Genomic DNA, 15,251 nt, shown 5'->3' with positions numbered 1-15,251 from the left:
CCCACCCGCCCCTGGGCGGCGGGAGCGGAACGCCCAGGTCGCCCGGCGCCGGGCCCGCGACCGCGTCGAGGATCGCGGCGGTGTCCCGCACGGTACGGGGTCACCACGGACGGCACGCTGTGCCCCCACCGGTCGGGGCTTCCCGGCCCGGCGCTGATCCGCCCGGCGGTCGGCTTCAGCCCGACCAGGTGGCAGAACGCCGCGGGCATCCGGATCGACCCGCCGCCGTCTCCGCCCTGGGCCGCGGGGACCATGCCCGCCGCGACCGCCGCCGAGGCGCCCCCAGACGATCCGCCGGGGGTGAGGTCGGTCCGCCAAGGGTTGCGGGTGATCCCGTGGACGGCGCTCTCGCTCACCGACAGGACGCCGAACTCCGGCGTGGACGTCTGCCCGACCACGATGAACCCGGCCTCGACAAGCCGCCGGTTGATGGTGGAGTGCGCGGCGGCCGTGCGGCCGGTCTTCGCGACCCAGGCCGAGCCGTGGTTCGCCGGAAGCCCCGCACTGTCGTTGAGGGCCTTGACCAGCATCGGCACTCCGGCGAAGGGCGCCCCGGCCCGTGCGTTCCCGGCCCGTGCGCCGCGCGCGTCCCCCGGGCGCTTGACCTCCGGGGACGGCGCAAGCGCCACGGAGCTCATCGCCACCTCCTGACTCGGCCGCAACGGCCGCTGGACAGAACATCGGCGAACGGCTGACAGGGTCGTGGCCGGTCCGGCGGCCGCGCCAGCCTCCCGGTCCGCTCACCGGACCCCGGCGGGAAGGACCGCCCGCGCTCGCGGGCCCCGGTTCGCAGACCGGAACGCCGGGCGTCCTGCGGCGTGCGCGGGCTGGTCGGCGACTCCCCCGACGATCACACCGGGCAGTTCCTCGACCTCCTGAACGATCCCAGGCACGGTGAGTCCACCTCCGCCGCCGACTACTTCGCGCTGCTCGACCGAACGTTCGCGCTACGGGCGAGGGTCCGCACGTGGCTGGACGACTTCGACGTGGTGCTGGCGCCTGTCTCCACCGGGACCGCTCTTCGGCACGGCCGTCCTCCCGCGGGTGTGGCCGACACCGACTACGGCCGGTACGAGGCCTTCAACTACACCCACACCTACAGCGTCGCCGGGGTCCCCGCGGCCTCGGTCCCGGCCGGCGACGACGCGGGCCTGCCGATCGGCGTCCAGGTCGTCGCCCAGTGCTGGCGCGAGGACCTGGTCCTCGCCGCCGCCGCGATCGAGAGGGAGTCGGCCGGGCCGAGCCCGATCTGAGGCGGGAAGGGCCCGATCTTGTGCCCACTAGTCCCGCCCGGTGGACGGGCTGAGTCCCTCGGCGATGAGCCGGAGGCCGAACTCGAACTGCTCCAAGGACGCGAGGGTGGGCAGTTCCTCGGAGTGCCGGACCGTGCTGGGGAAGCGGTCGGCGGGCAGTCCCGCGTAGAAGTGCCGGCGCTGGCGCCGCGCCTCGGCGTCGTCGCCCCAGGTCCGGGGCGTCTGGTAGCCGGAGAAACCGAGCGCGTAGGTGATGAGGACGCCGTAGGCGCGGGTGACCTCGGCTCCGGTCAGGCCGGCGGTCTCGAGCCGGGCGAGGACGTCCTCCATCGCGCCGTCCAGCGCGTCGATGCTGTCGGTGACGCGGGTCGAGAGCAGGCGGACGACGCAGGGATGGGCGAGCATCATGGCGCGGAACGCCCGCCCGCACCCCACCAGCAGCTCGACGGGGTCGTCGCTCTCGGCGGGAGGGACCTCCATCCCGCCGAGGACGTGGTCGGCCATCGCGTCGAGGATCTCCTCCTTGTTGCGGAAGTAGCTGTAGAGGGTCATCGCGCCGACGCCCAACTCACCGGCGAGGCGCCGGACGGTCAGCGTGTCCAGGCTCTCGGTGTCCCCGATGCGCACGGCGGTCTCGACGATCCGCTCACGGGTGAGCGCCCGTGTGCCCTTGCTCTTCTCTCGGGTGGCCATGCAGCTCCGGTCCGGTCTCGTCGATCTTCCGGGGCGAGGGTAACGCCCGCCGGGGACCCGGCGCGCTACCGCTCGTACGGCTGGACCTTCGGCTCGCTCTGCTCGACCTTGCGCCGCCAGGCGGTGAGGGACAGGTCGGGGCGGTAGAGCTTCTCCGGCGGGGCGTCCATCACGTCGACCATCCAGGCGTCCTGGGCGGTGAACTGGCCGTGGAACAGCCACCGGATGGCGGAGAGGTACTTGAGCTTGAAGAGGCTCGCGCGCGGGCCGGTCTCGAACCGCACCATGAGCTGGACGTACCGGACGTGGTCGGCGTCCACCGGGACGTACCACTCGTAGTGGATGAAGTGCGGGTACGCGACGCGGAGGATGCCCGGGAGCCGGATCGAGACGAAGCCCGGCAGGTCGAGGCTCTTGATCACGGGGTTGATGCTGGCGGCCTTGCCGGGGGCGTCCGGCAGGGGCATGCGCTTCCACCAGCGCTTGTTGGTCCACAGGCCGAGGCCGGGCATGTCGGCCTCCCAGTGCACCTCGTCCTGGACGCGGACGAGCCAGTCGCCGCGTTCGACGACGCGGGTCTTGTTCCACGCCGGCATGACCTTGAAGAGCCGCCACAGCGCCGTGTTGTGGAGGTACTTGGCGTGCCCCTCGTCGAATCCGTTCTCGGCGGCGAACCTCCAGTTGCCCTTGCGGATGTCGGTGCGCCCGCCGACGACGAAGTCGTTGTCGCGCAGTTCCTCGGGCAGGTCGTCGTCAAGAGGGTGCGGGTCTCCGTCGCCGATGTACACCCAGATCATGCCGAAACGCTGCTGGACGGGGTAGGTCCGGACCTTCACCCGGCCCTTGATCGGTGATTCCGGGCCGTCGGTGAGGACGCCGCAGAGCTTCCCGTCCTTCAGGTCGTACGTCCAGCCGTGGTACGGGCAGGAGACCGTGCCGGGGAACTGGCGGCGCCCCAGGGAGAGGGGTACGCCGCGGTGGGGGCAGCGGTCGTGCAGGGCGTGCACCTCGTCGCCCTCCCGGACGAGGGCGACGTTCTCGCCGAGCAGGGTGACGGCGACGGGCTTCTTGCCCACCTGCTCCGCCCACAGGACGGGGTACCAGTGGTCGCGGAACCCGAGGACGGCGCTCTCGTAGGTCGGCCAGGACGACCAGTCCTGGCCGGGCTGCCGCCGCTCGGGCCGGGGGCGGCCGGGGGACGTGGCGTTGACGGTCAACTCTGCCTCCTTGGACAATGTTACGTACTTTGTACGGCCAATCCTCCCTTGTCAAGCCGCCGGCGCTTGACGAGTATGCAAAGTACCGTACATAGTACGCGCCATGGTGGAGAACGAACGCGAGCTGGTCGTCCGCTCGATGACCTGGGAGGCGGCCGGCGTCCTGTCGGTCACGCTGACCGAGCCGGACGGCGCACCGCTCCCGCCCTGGGAGCCCGGGGCTCATCTGGAGCTCGACCTCGGGAAATGGGTCCGGCAGTACTCGCTGTGCGGGGACCCGGAGGACACCGGGGCGTACCGGATCGCCGTCCTCTACGAACCCGGCGGACGGGGCGGTTCGGCGTACGTGCACGAGGAGCTGCGGCCGGGCCGGACGGTCCGGGTGCGCGGCCCGCGCAACCGGTTCCCGCTGGCGGACGCTCCGCGCTACCTGTTCCTGGCGGGCGGCATCGGGATCACGCCGCTGCTGCCGATGATCGCGCGGGTCGCGGCCGGAAACGTCCCCTGGCGCCTGGTGTACGGCGGCCGGAGCCGGGACACGATGGCGTTCCTGCCCGACCTCGCGCGCTACGCGGACGCGGTGACCGTCGTCCCCGAGGACACCGACGGGCGTCCGGACCTCGACACCCTGCTCGGTGACCCGGAGCCCGGCACGGCGGTCTACTGCTGCGGCCCGGAGGGCCTGCTGTCGGCGGTCGAGCGGCGATGCGAGGCGTGGCCGGACGGCAGCCTGCATGTCGAACGGTTCACCGCCGCACCGCGCGATCCGGCGCTGGACGGGGAGGACACCGCCTTCGAGGTGGAGTGCGCCCGGTCCGGGTTGACCGTCGGCGTCTCCGCCGACGAGACGGTCATGGACGCGCTGGAGAGGTCCGGAATCCAGGTGCCGAACGCCTGCCGCGAAGGCATCTGCGGCAGTTGCGAAACGCCCGTCCTGGCAGGGGTTCCCGACCATCGGGACGGCCTGCTGACCGACGAGGAGCGGGCGGCCTCGGCCTCGATGATGCCCTGCGTCTCGCGGTGCCTGTCGGCCCGCCTCGTCCTCGACCTCTGAGTTAAATCCCGATGACGGGCATTGACTCTTGACCTAAGTAGTGTACATAGTACGCATCAGCCGTTATTCCCGGCTTCATCTCGACTTTCTCGGCAGCGCGGACCCCGTTCACCGAACCGCGGGACGTCGCCATAGAGAACCGGAGACCACTCCATGCCCCCACCGGACGCAGGTGCCCGGCACACCGTGCTCGGCTCCGCGCTGCGGGTCCGCTCGATCGGAGAGGGAGCGCCCACCGTCCTGCTGCACGGTGGCGGCCCCGGCTGCTCGGCCTGGACCGACTTCGCGGCGCTCGTGCCCGAGCTGCCCGGCCGCCGGCTCGTCCTGATCGACCTGCCGCAGTACGGCGGCTCGGCGGCGCCCCGGGCGGACGGGCCGCTGTTCTCCTTCCACGCGCGGCACGTGACGGCACTGCTCGACGGCATGGGCGTCGGCCGCGCCGACTTCGTGTGCCAGTCGCTCGGCGGATCGGTCGCGCTGCTCATCGCGGCGCGCGAACCATCGCGCGTCCGGCGGATCGTCCTCACCGGCGCCCGCCCCGCGGACCTCGGCGGCGCGCCCGGCGTGAGCGGGGCGGAGATCCGCGCCGAGTACTACGGCGGGGACGGCCCGAGCCCGGAGAAGATGCGCGACCTGATCCGGAGCTACGAGTGGCACGATCCCGCGAGCGTTCCGGAGGCGACCGTCCACAAGCGGTTCCGCAACAGCGTCACGCCGGACGCCCTTGCGCTCGGCAGGGACACCGAGGCTCGCGGCCTTCCGGAAGACCTCGGCGCGCTGCTGCCGGACGTCCTCGCGCCCGTCCTCCTGCTCTGGGGCTCCGCCGACCCGTTCGCCGGCATCGGCTACGCGTCCCGCCTGGCGGCGGCGCTTCCCCGCTCGCTCCTCGAAGTGCTGCCGCACACGGCGCACCACCCGCAGGAGGAGCGGCCCCGCGACTACGCCCGGCTGACCGAGGCGTTCCTGCTCGATTCCCAGCTCGTCCCCCTGGAGGCCACCCGATGCGAATCCTGATCGTGCTCGCCGTCCTGCTGGCCGCCGTCCTCGGCGTCCCGCCGGTACGGCGCCGCGCCCTGGCGGCGTTCGTCCGCGCGACCGGCACGGCGGTACGGACGGAGAGCGGCTCGTGACCGTCCCGCCCGCCGGCGGGCCCCCCACGACCGGGCCTCTCGCCGTCGCCGCGCACGGCGTCACCAAGCGGTTCGGCCCGTTCACCGCGCTGGACGGGGTGGACCTGGAGCTGGCGGCGGGCGAGGTCCACGGCCTGATCGGCTCCAACGGCGCCGGCAAGTCGACACTGATCAAAGTGCTGTGCGGCGCCTACGGCCCCGACGCGGGACGCCTGGAGGTCGAGGGGCGCACGGTCAGCTGCGCGACCCCCGCGCAGGCGGAGCGCGCCGGGATCACGGTCGTCCACCAGGAGACGCAGCTGTTCCCGGAACTGACCGTCGCCGACAACATCGTCGTCGCCGCGCCGCACCGGCGCTGGGGGCTGCTCCGGGACCGGGGCGCCGACCGCGCCGAGACCGACGCGCTGCTCGGCACGCTCGGCGTCGGCCTGGACCCGTCCCGCCGCGCGGACACGCTCGACCTCGCCGAGAAGAAGCTGCTCCAGGTGGCGCGGGCGCTCCGCGCCAGGCCGAAGCTGCTGATCCTGGACGAGCCGACGGCGGCGCTCGAACCGCGCCAGTCCCAGCGCATCACCGAACTCGTGCGGCGCCTGGCGGGCGAGGGCCTCGCGGTCCTGTTCGTCAGCCACGACCTGGACGAGGTCCGCGCGCTGTGCGACCGGATCACGGCCCTGCGGGACGGCCGGGTCGTCGCGCGCCTGGCCCGGCAGGAGGCCACCCCGCACGGGCTGGTCGAGCTGGTCGCCGGCCGGACCCTCGCCAACGCGCCGGACCGCGAGGCCCAGGCCGCGGGCGACGTGCTCGTCGAGGCGAAGCTGCCGGACGCACCGGAGCTGGAGCTGCGGCACGGCGAGGTCGTCACGATGACCGGCATCCTCGGCTCGGGCGCGGGACGTTTCGCGCGGACGCTCGCCGGAGCGCGCCGACCGCCCCGGCACGCCCCGGCCAGGGTGGCGGTCGCCGGCCGGGAGGTCAGGCCGCACAACCGGGTCGCGGCCGTGGCCGCGGCGATCGGGTTCGTCCCCGAGGAGCGCAAGCGCGACGGCGTCCAGCCGCTGCTCAGCATCGAGCGGAACATCGCGCTCGGCGACGTCAAGGCGTTCACCCGGCTCGGCGTCCTGGACAGGCGGAAGATGCGCGCCGAGGCGCTGCGGCTGATCGCGGACCTGGACGTGCGCCCGGCCGACCCGGCGTTCCCCGCGGGCCTGCTGTCCGGCGGGAACCAGCAGAAGGTCCTGATCGCGCGCTGGCTCGCCGCCGGCTCGCGCGTCCTGGTCGTGGAGGAGCCCACCCACGGGATCGACATCGGGGCCAAGGAGCACGTCCTGCGGCAGCTCCGCGCGTTCGCGGACGAACGCGGCTGCGTCGTCGTCGTGGCGCTGGAGAGCGAAGAGTTCCGATCCATCACCGACCGCTACCTGGCGTTCCGGCGGGGACGTCTGGTCGCCGAGCTAACGGCCGATGTCACGCACGCCGAACTGATGACGGCGTGTCTCGGCGAACACCCGGAAGGCCCTGCCACATGAAAGACACCGGCCACATGAAAGACACCGGCCACATGAAAGACACCGGCCACATGAAAGACACCGGCCACATCAAGAAGACCGGCCTCGCGAACAAGACCGGCCTCGCGAACAAGACCGGCCTCGCGAACAAGAACGCCCCCGCGCTGGAGGACGTGTTCATCCCCCTGCTGCTGGTGGTCCTGGCCGTCGGCCTGACGCTGTCGACGGACTCGTTCCTCAGCCACGGCAACGTCCTCAACGTCCTGACCTCCATGGCGATCCTCGCGATCGTCGCGTTCGGGCAGACGTTCGTCATCGCCGGCGGCGGGTTCGACCTCTCGGTCGGCGCCCAGGTCGCGCTGCACGGCGCGGTCGGCGCGATCGTCATGCGGGAGACCCAGAGCATCATGCTGGGGCTCCTCGCCGCGGCCCTGTCCGGGATCGTGTTCGGGCTGGTGAACGGCATGCTCGTGATCACGCTCAAGGTCCACCCGTTCATGATCACGCTGGGCACGTCCGTCATCGGGGTGGGCATCACGCTCATCCTCACCCACGCCGAGTCCGTGGGCGGCCTGCCCGCGAGCATCGCGGAGTTCGGCGTGGGCCGGCCGCTGGGCGTCCCGTGGATCGTCTGGGTGATGATCGTCTGCTTCGCCGTCTCGACGTTCCTGCTGAGCGTGAGCCCGTTCGGCCTGCGCGTGCTGTCGAGCGGCGGCAACCGGGAGGCGGCGCGGCTGGCCGGCCTGCGCGTCGAGCGGGCGATCGTCTCGACGTTCGTCATCGCCGGCGTGTTCGCGGCCGTGGCGGGCATGGCGACGACGGCGCGGCTGCAGTCGGCACAGCCGACCGTCGGCGAGGGCCTGGAACTGTTCTCGGTCGCGGCGGTCGTGCTCGGCGGCAGCGCCCTGCACGGCGGCAAGGCCGCGATATGGCGGACCCTGCTCGGCGTCCTGGTCATCTCCGTGATCCAGAACGGCCTCAACCTCAACGGCGTCGGCGACGCCTGGCAGGAGGTCGCGGTCGGGATCGTGTTCATCCTCGCCATGTCGGCGGAGCTGCTCCGCCGGTTCTCCCGGCTCCGCGCCGGAAGGAGGCAGGCGCCCCCGCCGTCCGCGGACGTCGCGGACGCACCCGCGAAGGCCGCCGTCACCTGACGGCCACCAGCCCCCCGCCTTCCCCACTCACCCCTGTACAGGAGACAGATATGCGCATCACGCGACTGCGCGGCGTCGCCGCGGCGGCGCTCTGCATCGGCCTGGCGGCCACCGGCTGCGGCGGCTCCGGCGGCTCGGACTCGGGAAAGAAGACCATCGGCGTGAGCTTCGCCGCGCCCAGGATCGCGCTGTACGCCGGGATGCAGAAGGGCATCGAGGCCGAGGCGAAGAAGCTCGGCGTCGAGGTCATCTTCACCGACGCCGGCGGCGACCCGCTCAAGCAGGCCAACGACATCAACGACCTCATCGCCAAGGACGTGGACGGCATCCTCGTCTCCGCGATCGACGCGAAGGCGATCGTCGCCCCGCTGAACTCGGCCAAGGCCGCCGACGTCCCGGTCATGACCGTCGCCCGCGACGTCGAGGACAAGTCGAGCCGCGTGTCCTACATCGGCAACGACTGGGGCAAGTCCGGACAGCAGATCGCCGAGTGGACCTGCAAGAACGTCGAGAAGGGCAAGATCATCATGATCAAGGGCCCGTCCGCGGCGCCCTACGTCCAGGAGATGACGAAGTCCTACAAGCAGGTCGTCGGCTCGCCGTCCTGCTCCGGCATGACGATCGCCCACGAGGTCAACGTCAGCGCGCTCACCTCCGAGGAGGGCCTGAAGGCCACCAAGGCGTCGCTGTCGGCGGTCCCGGACGCGAAGGTCGTCTACGCCAACCTCGACGACTTCCTCCCGGGCGTCGTCCAGGCGATCAACGAGGCGGGCAAGGCGGAGCAGATCACCGTGACCGGCTTCGACGGCATCCCGGAGACCCTCGCGATGGTGCGGGACGGCCGCGTCGGGTTCGAGATCGCGCTCCAGCCGAAGAAGTGGGGCGCCACCGCGCTCCAGACGATGACCGGCGAGCTCGACGGGAAGGACACCCCCGACCAAATCTTCATCGAGACGCTGCCGTTCGACAAGACCAACGCGGACGAGCTCACCGAGGCCGAGCTGGAGTAGAGCCGTCCCGTCCACCCGCCTTCCGTCAGGGGTCCGCATGAACATCACCGTCAACGGGGAGACCGGCGAGGCCGCCGCGCCTCCCGGAACCGCCCTCGCCACCGTCCTGCGGGACGGGTTCGGGGCGACGTCGGTCAAGCTCGCCTGCGAGCGCGGCGAGTGCGGTGCCTGCACCGTGCTCGTCGCGGGCCGGCCCCGGCTGTCCTGCGTGACGCCGGTCGAACTCGTGGACGGCGAGGTCACGACCGCGGAGGGCCTCGCGGAGGAGTCCGAGGACCTGCGCGCGGCGTTCGCCGACCTGGGCGCGTTCCAGTGCGGCTTCTGCACGCCGGGGCAGGTCGTGCACGCCACCGCCCTGCTCCGGGCCGGCCTGCCGGCCGACCCGGAGCGGGCGAGGGCGCGGGTGCGGGCGGAGCTGTCCGGCAACATCTGCCGGTGCACCGGTTACGCGGCGATCGTCGAGGCCGTCTGCGCGACGGCCGCCGCGCGGGAGGGATCGCGATGAGCACGCGGATCGGGCGCAGCACCCGGCCGCTGGACTGGCAGGACCGTTCCCTCGGGCGCGTCGCCTACGTGAACGACCTCACCGGCCCGCCGCACCTGCACGCGGCGGTCCTGCGCTCACCGGTCCCGTACGGGCGGATCACACGTCTCGACGCGGCGCCCGCGCTCCGCATGCCGGGCGTGCGCGGGGTCATCACCGCGGACGACTTCCCGTCCGGCATCACCTACCTGCACCGGGGCGGGCACATGTCCGACCGGCCGCCCCTGGCCGCGGGCGTCGTCCGCTACATCGGGCAGGAGGTCGCGGCCGTCGCCGCCGACACCCCGGAGCAGGCCCGCGCGGCGGTGGCGGCGATCCGGCTGCGCATCCGGCCGCTCCGGGCGCCGCTCACCGTGCGGGAGGCCCTCGCACCGCGCGCCCGCGCACTGCACGACCGTCCGGCGGAACGCAACGTCGCGCTCCGGTGGAACAGCGTGTGGGGCGACCCGGACGCGGGCGTCGCGGCGTCGGACGTGATGGTCGAAGGCGACTTCGTCTACCCGAGCGTCGCGCACGCCTGCATGGAACCCAACGTCACGCTCGCCCGCTGGGTCGCCGGCCGCGAGGTGATGGAGCTGTGGACGTCCACGCACGCCCCCTACTTCGTCGCCAAGGAGGTCTCGCACCTGCTCGGCCTGGAGCACGACCAGGTGGTGTGCCGGGAGGTCGCCACCGGAGGGAGCTTCGGCTCGAAGTCGAAGGCGTCCGAGCACGAGATCCTCGCGGCGGCGCTCGCCCGCAAGACCGGGACGCCGGTGCTCATCTCGCTGACGCGGGAGGAGGAGTTCGCCTCCAACAAGCCCCGGCACCGGTTCGAGACCCGGCTGCGCACCTACGCCGGCGCGGACGGGACCCTGCGGGCGTTCGAGACCGAGATCGACGTCGACAACGGCGCCTACTCGCACATGGGCTCGTCGGTGATGCGCGTCGGCGTCATCACCCTGGGATCGGTGTACCGGGCGGACGGCGTCCGGTACGACGCGCGCCTCGTCGACACCGCGACCCAGCCCGGCGGCCAGTACCGCGGGTACGGGACGCCGCAGGTCGCGCTCGCCATGGAGAGCCAGCTCGACGAGATCGCCGAGCGGCTCGGCATGGACCCCATCGACCTGCGGGTCCGCAACGCGGTCGAGCCGGGCACCGAGACCCTGTGCGGGTACCGGGTGACCACGACGCGGCTCGTCGACTGCCTGGAGACCGTCCGCAGGGAGCTGGACTGGGACGCCAAGCGGGCCGCGAGGACCCCCGGCCGCGGGGTCGGCGTGTCCGCCGCGGCGCACGGGTCGGGAGCCTTCGCCTACCCGCTGTCGAACGTCGGCGAAGCGGGGGTGGACGTCGATGGAGACGGCCGGGTCCGGGTCCGGTTCGGCGGGTCCGACGCGGGCACCGGGCAGAAGACGATCCTCGCGCAGATCGCCGCCGAGGAGCTCGGCGTCGCGCCCGAGGACGTCGACGTGCTCTCGATGGACGGCGAGCTGACACCCCTGGACCTCGGCGCCTGGTCGTCCCGCGCGACCCACATGTCGGGCATGGCCACCGGCCAGGCGGCCCGCGAGATGGCGGACGGCCTGCGCGAACTCGCGGCCGGGAAGCTCGGCTGCTCCCCCGGCGACGTCGAACTGCGCGACGGAGCGGCCCACCACGGCGACCACTCCATGAGCCTCGCCGACCTCGCGGGGGCACAGGGCGGGCTCAGCCTGGAGAGCCGCTACGAGCTGGAGGGCACCGAGACGATCACGCCCGGTGAGGACCGCGCCAACCTGTCGCCCACCTACTCCTTCGCCGCGCACGGAGCCGAGGTCGACGTCGACGTCCGGACCGGCGAGGTCAATGTGGTCGACTACGTCGCCGCCCACGACGTCGGCCGGGCCATCAACCCCGTCATGGTCGAGGGCCAGATCGTCGGAGGCGCGGTCCACGGACTGGGCGCCGCGCTCGGCGAGGAGCTGATCCGCACCGACGGGCGCGTGGTCAACCCCGCCTACATCAACTACGCGATGCCGCGCGCCGCCGATGTCCCCGCGGTCCGTCCGTTCATCGTCGACGGCCACGACGACGCGGGGCCCTACGGCGCGAAGAGCGTCGGCGAGATCCCGATCATCCCGCCCGGCGCCGCCATCGCCAACGCCGTGTACGACGCCGTCGGCGTCCGCATCCGGGACCTGCCGATCACCCCGGACAAGGTGCTGAAGGCCCTGGCGGAGAAGGACGGCCGCGTCCGCGACCACCGGCTGCGCCGCCGCCCCTCCCGCTGGTGGATCGCCCTGATGAGGGCCTCGTACCCGCGCGGCGTCCACGCCGCGCTCCACCGGTGGGGGACGCACCTCGGCCGCCAGGGCCGCCACCCCGAACGCAGGCCTTCCGTTCCGGATCTCGCCGAGATCGCCCGTCCCGAGACGATCGGCGAGGCCCGCACCGCCCTGCGCGGCGGAACGGCGGTGGGCGGCGGCACCGACGTGCTCCTCCAGCGCAGGCAGCGGCTGATCGCCCCCGAACGGCTGGTCTCGACGGCTCTCCTGCCGGGCCTGCGCGACATCACCGAGGAGGCGAACGGGACGGTGGTCGTCGGCGCCGCCGTCACGCTGGCCGAGCTGTCCGCCCGCTTCACCGCGTCGATTCCCGCGCTGGCCGAGGCCGCCGACTCGATCGCGTCACCGCAGATCAGGAACGCGGCGACGGTGGCCGGGAACCTGCTCCAGGCCAAGCGCTGCTGGTTCTTCCGCAACGACTTCCCCTGCTACAAGCGCAACGGACCGTCCAGCCCCTGCTACGCGATCCTCGGTGACCACCGCTTCTACCACGCGGCCATCGACGGGCACCGCTGCCAGGCGGTCACCCCGTCCGACCTGGCCACGGTCCTCGTCGCGCTGGACGCCGTCGCCGAACTCGCCGACGGCCGCCGCGTCCGCGTCGCCGACCTCTACACCGGGCCCGGCGAGACCGCACTGGCGTCGACGGACCTGATCGTCTCCATCCGGATCCCCGGCACGGGCAGGACGTGCGTCTTCGAGAAGCTCGCCCTCTGGCAGGGGGACTTCGCGGTCGTGTCCGTCGCGGCGTCGAGCCTGTCGGCGGAACGGTGGGACGACCCCCGGATCGTGTTCGGCGCGCTCGCCCCCACGCCCTGGCGCCCGGCCGAGGCCGAACGCGCGCTGGGCGGTGCGCCGTTCGACGCCGCCTCCCTGCGCGAAGCCGTGGACGCCCAGCTCACCAAGTACGGACACCCCCTGCCCGGCAACGCGTGGAAGCTCGACGCCGCCGCCGGGCTGGCCGAACGCGCCGCCGAACGGCTCGCCGGCACCGACACGAGAGAGGGACGCGCATGACGACGCTGGACGGGGCACGCCTCGACCTGCTGCGGGCCGCCGAGAAGCTCATCGACCCCGAGCGCCTCGCCGAGATCATCATCGGGATGACCGGCATCCCCAGCCCGACCGGAGAGGAGGGACAGCTCGCCCGCTGGGTCGTCGCCGCCCTCGCGGACGCCGGGATCGACGCCGCCTACCAGCCGATCGACGACGACCAGGGCAACGCGGTCGCCCGGCTGCGCGGCGACGGCACCGGCCCCGACCTCCTCCTCTACGCGCCGATCGACACCCTGACCACCGGGAACCCCGAGGAGGACCTGCCGCGGGTCGGCTCGGCGCTCCGCTACGACATGAAGCCGGACCCGGTCCGGGACGGCGACCACGTGATCGGCCTCGGCGCCAGCAACCCCAAGGGGCACGCGGCCTGCCTGGTCGCCGCGCTGGAGATCCTGCACCGCGCCGGGACGCCGCTGCGCGGCGATGTCGTGCTGGGCCTCGGCGCCGGCGGGATGCCGACGAACAAGCGCACCGCGCCGCACGTCCGCCGGTACAACGCCGGTCAGGGCAACGGCTGCTCGTTCATGCTGGAACAGGGCGTCTGGGCCGACTACGCCCTGATCGCCAAGCCCGGCTGGGCCGTCTCCTGGGACGAGGTCGGCCTCTGCTGGTTCGAGGTCACCGTCGGCGGCAGCTACTCGTACGCGGGCAGCCGGCACCGCATCGACTACCGCAACGCGATCCTCGGCGCCGGCACCGTCGCCGCCGCGCTGGAGGACTGGTTCGCCGAGTACACCGCCCGGCACACCGAGGGGACCGTCGCGCCGCAGGGCAACATCGGCGCGATCGAGGGCGGCTTCATGCGGATGCCCGCCGTCTCGCCCGCGACCTGCCGGTTCGTCCTCGACCTGCGGACGTCCCCCGCGTCCACGCCGATGAGCGTCAAGCGCGAGTTCGCCGACGCCGTCGCCCGCATCGCCGCGGCGAACCCGCAGCTGGACATCGGCTGGGACATGGTGCTCGCGATCCCCGGCACCGCCACCGACCCCGCGTCCTGGGTCGTCCGGGCCGCGATCGAGGCATGGGAGGCCGAGGAAGGACGCCCGCACGAGCCGATCCTCGGCAACAGCGGCGCCACCGACGCCAACATCCTGCGCGGCCGCGGCGTGCCCACCGCCCGCATCGGCATGAGCCGGGCCGGTGCGGACGCGCCGCTGCCCGTCGATTTCCCCATGGGCATGAACGTCGTGGACATCAAGGAGATGTGCCGCCTCACCCGGCATGTGCTCCGTACCACGATCAACACCTGCACCCGGACAAGAGCGGACGCGGGACTGTGATCCGGGGCAGGATTGGGCCGAACGGAGATCACGAGCGTGGACGAGACGGAGCGAAGAGTGGCGACACGGCGACCCCCTTCCCGAGGACGCCGTCCGGACAAGGCACTCACGGCACAGGACATCCTGGACGCCGCCATCGAGATCGGCGACCGGGAGAGCCTCGAAGCGCTGACCATGCGGCGGCTGGCGAGCGAACTGGGCTTCAGCACGATGGCCCTGTACCGCCACTTCAAGAACAAGGACGACATCCTCGACGGCATGGCGGACCAGGTGCTCGGCAACCTGCGGCTCCCCGACGAGATCGGCCCCGATCCCCTCACCGAGGCGCGCCGGATCGCCGAGGCGCTGCTCGCCATGATGCGGGAGCACCCGACCGTCGTCCGGCTGCTGTCGACCCGCACCACGACGAGCCGCGGCTCGCTGCGCGGCGCGTTCGAGCGCGTCCTGGCGCGGCTCCGGCAGGCCGGCCTGCCGCCCGGCGAGGCGGTCGACGTCTACGGCCTGCTCATGACGTACACGTTGGGGTTCGCGGCCTACCAGATGCCGCGTCCCTGGGGCGGCGACGGCGAGGCCGCGGCCGAGCTGCGCCGGCAGCGGACGCACTTCTACTCGGGGCTTCCGGCCGACGAGTTCCCCAACATGGTCGAGCTGTCCTCGGAGCTGACCCGGCTGCCCACGGACGGGCAGTTCCAGGCGGGGCTCGACGTCCTGCTGAAGGGCCTGGCGGCCGACCTCCCCTGACCCCCGGCCGAGCCACCGGAGACCACCCCCGAAAGCGGGGCGGTCCGTCGCCCCGTCCGATTGAGGAGCTGATCGGATGAGCGACATCGTGCTCGGCGTGGGTGCCTCGCACAGCACGCTGATGAACACCGACTGGGACAAGGTCGACCACCTGGACGACGCCCATCGCTTCCGCGACGGGCTGGAACGTGCCAGGGACCGGCTGCTCGCCGCCGCCCCCGACGCCGTCGTGATCATCGGGTCGAACCACTTCCGCGGGTTCTTCCTCGACATGATGCCCGCGATCACCGTCGGCGTCGGCGAGG

Annotated in this window: 14 protein-coding genes and 1 pseudogene; 12 read left to right on the top strand and 3 right to left on the bottom strand. The window is 72.6% G+C overall.

Annotation, left to right across the window (positions count from 1 at the left end):
- On the bottom strand, nucleotides 1-638 hold a 638-nt coding region (locus E1281_RS26430), incomplete at its 3' end, for an amidase family protein (protein WP_243717422.1).
- A gap of 180 nt (nucleotides 639-818) precedes the next feature.
- Between E1281_RS26430 and E1281_RS26425 the strand changes: the two genes are divergently transcribed.
- Entirely contained in the window at nucleotides 819-1,253 is a 435-nt protein-coding gene (locus E1281_RS26425; RefSeq protein ID WP_131882375.1) for an amidase family protein, read from the top strand.
- Between the two features lie 27 nt (nucleotides 1,254-1,280).
- On the opposite strand, the gene E1281_RS26420 is transcribed toward E1281_RS26425, so the two are convergent.
- Both E1281_RS26420 and E1281_RS26415 read right to left on the bottom strand, forming a co-directional pair.
- Nucleotides 1,281-1,946, bottom strand: a complete 666-nt coding sequence (locus tag E1281_RS26420; protein ID WP_131882374.1) for a TetR/AcrR family transcriptional regulator C-terminal domain-containing protein — start codon at nucleotides 1,944-1,946, stop codon at nucleotides 1,281-1,283.
- Between the two features lie 65 nt (nucleotides 1,947-2,011).
- Nucleotides 2,012-3,163 (bottom strand): Rieske 2Fe-2S domain-containing protein, encoded by a 1,152-nt coding sequence (locus E1281_RS26415; RefSeq protein ID WP_131882373.1) that lies wholly within the window; start codon nucleotides 3,161-3,163, stop codon nucleotides 2,012-2,014.
- Nucleotides 3,164-3,266: 103 nt separating this feature from the next.
- Between E1281_RS26415 and E1281_RS26410 the strand changes: the two genes are divergently transcribed.
- The 11 genes and pseudogenes from E1281_RS26410 to E1281_RS26365 form a co-directional block, all read left to right on the top strand.
- Nucleotides 3,267-4,217 carry a PDR/VanB family oxidoreductase gene (locus tag E1281_RS26410; protein ID WP_131882372.1) on the top strand — a complete coding sequence of 317 codons (951 nt, stop codon included), beginning with the start codon at nucleotides 3,267-3,269 and terminating at the stop codon, nucleotides 4,215-4,217.
- A 153-nt stretch (nucleotides 4,218-4,370) separates the two neighbouring features.
- On the top strand, nucleotides 4,371-5,231 hold the full coding sequence (locus E1281_RS26405; protein WP_131882371.1) for an alpha/beta hydrolase: 861 nt from the start codon (nucleotides 4,371-4,373) through the stop codon (nucleotides 5,229-5,231).
- Nucleotides 5,219-5,347 carry a hypothetical protein gene (locus E1281_RS42685; protein ID WP_279433656.1) on the top strand — a complete coding sequence of 43 codons (129 nt, stop codon included), beginning with the start codon at nucleotides 5,219-5,221 and terminating at the stop codon, nucleotides 5,345-5,347. The genes E1281_RS26405 and E1281_RS42685 overlap by 13 nt, the downstream gene beginning before the upstream one ends.
- Nucleotides 5,344-6,873, top strand: a complete 1,530-nt coding sequence (locus E1281_RS26400) for a sugar ABC transporter ATP-binding protein (RefSeq protein WP_131882370.1) — start codon at nucleotides 5,344-5,346, stop codon at nucleotides 6,871-6,873. Before E1281_RS42685 ends, E1281_RS26400 begins: the two co-directional genes overlap by 4 nt.
- Nucleotides 6,874-6,923: 50 nt before the next feature.
- A complete protein-coding gene (locus tag E1281_RS26395; RefSeq protein ID WP_165959112.1) occupies nucleotides 6,924-8,006 on the top strand; it encodes an ABC transporter permease in 1,083 nt (360 codons plus the stop codon).
- Between the two features lie 50 nt (nucleotides 8,007-8,056).
- Nucleotides 8,057-9,016 (top strand): substrate-binding domain-containing protein, encoded by a 960-nt coding sequence (locus E1281_RS26390; protein WP_165959111.1) that lies wholly within the window; start codon nucleotides 8,057-8,059, stop codon nucleotides 9,014-9,016.
- 37 nt (nucleotides 9,017-9,053) lie between these two features.
- Nucleotides 9,054-9,521, top strand: coding sequence for a (2Fe-2S)-binding protein (locus E1281_RS26385; RefSeq protein ID WP_131882367.1), 468 nt, complete (start codon nucleotides 9,054-9,056; stop codon nucleotides 9,519-9,521).
- On the top strand, nucleotides 9,518-12,886 hold the full coding sequence (locus E1281_RS26380) for a molybdopterin cofactor-binding domain-containing protein (RefSeq protein WP_131882366.1): 3,369 nt from the start codon (nucleotides 9,518-9,520) through the stop codon (nucleotides 12,884-12,886). Before E1281_RS26385 ends, E1281_RS26380 begins: the two co-directional genes overlap by 4 nt.
- Entirely contained in the window at nucleotides 12,883-14,205 is a 1,323-nt protein-coding gene (locus E1281_RS26375) for a peptidase dimerization domain-containing protein (protein WP_131882365.1), read from the top strand. Before E1281_RS26380 ends, E1281_RS26375 begins: the two co-directional genes overlap by 4 nt.
- Nucleotides 14,206-14,262: 57 nt before the next feature.
- A complete protein-coding gene (locus tag E1281_RS26370) occupies nucleotides 14,263-14,946 on the top strand; it encodes a TetR/AcrR family transcriptional regulator (RefSeq protein WP_207943496.1) in 684 nt (227 codons plus the stop codon).
- Between the two features lie 76 nt (nucleotides 14,947-15,022).
- A pseudogene (locus tag E1281_RS26365) lies at nucleotides 15,023-15,251 on the top strand (hypothetical protein); the annotation flags it as partial.

This window comes from Actinomadura sp. KC345 (assembly GCF_004348515.1).
GTDB lineage: Bacteria > Actinomycetota > Actinomycetes > Streptosporangiales > Streptosporangiaceae > Spirillospora.
This window is presented reverse-complemented; position numbering and strand designations above follow the sequence as displayed.